Here is a 441-nt window from a genome sequence, read left to right as displayed (position 1 = left end):
TTGGCGTGTTGCCTCAAGCCCGCGCGCCGTCAGTCGCAGCCAAGCTGCGCCTTGTGGCGCGCTTTGTTGCGCTGGCCGGTCTTGCTGACGTGCGAATTAGCGGCTGCTAATTCGTCTCGTCTGCTGCGACTTGGTGGAGCCTATCGGGATCGAACCGATGACCTGATGCTTGCAAAGCAACCGCTCTCCCAGCTGAGCTAAGGCCCCATTAAGCTGCGAGATGGTGGGCCGAGTAAGAGTTGAACTTACGACCTCACGCTTATCAGGCGTGCGCTCTAACCACCTGAGCTACCGGCCCCATCTCATACCCAAGCTGGTCCAGGGGACCGCTAGGCGGGAGGTGCCAGCTCAGGCTTCCACATTCTCTCGAATGTGGATCCAGTTGATGAAGGGACATGAGGACGGCGGCTAATGTTCTTTGGAATGGAAGAAGCTCTTCCC

The 441-nt window shown here is 58.5% G+C and carries 2 tRNA genes; both read right to left on the bottom strand.

Annotated features, from left to right (window positions below):
• Positions 1–131: 131 nt before the first annotated feature.
• Positions 132–207 (bottom strand) — tRNA-Ala (locus tag IFS44_RS21745).
• Between the two features lie 14 nt (positions 208–221).
• Positions 222–298 (bottom strand) — tRNA-Ile (locus IFS44_RS21740).
• Positions 299–441: the final 143 nt, after the last annotated feature.

The organism is Sphingomonas sp. CFBP 13706, from assembly GCF_014842355.1.
In the GTDB taxonomy this organism is placed as follows: Bacteria; Pseudomonadota; Alphaproteobacteria; order Sphingomonadales; family Sphingomonadaceae; genus Sphingomonas; species Sphingomonas aerolata.
Note: the sequence above shows the minus strand (reverse complement) of the source record. Positions and strands in the feature narration are given on the sequence as shown.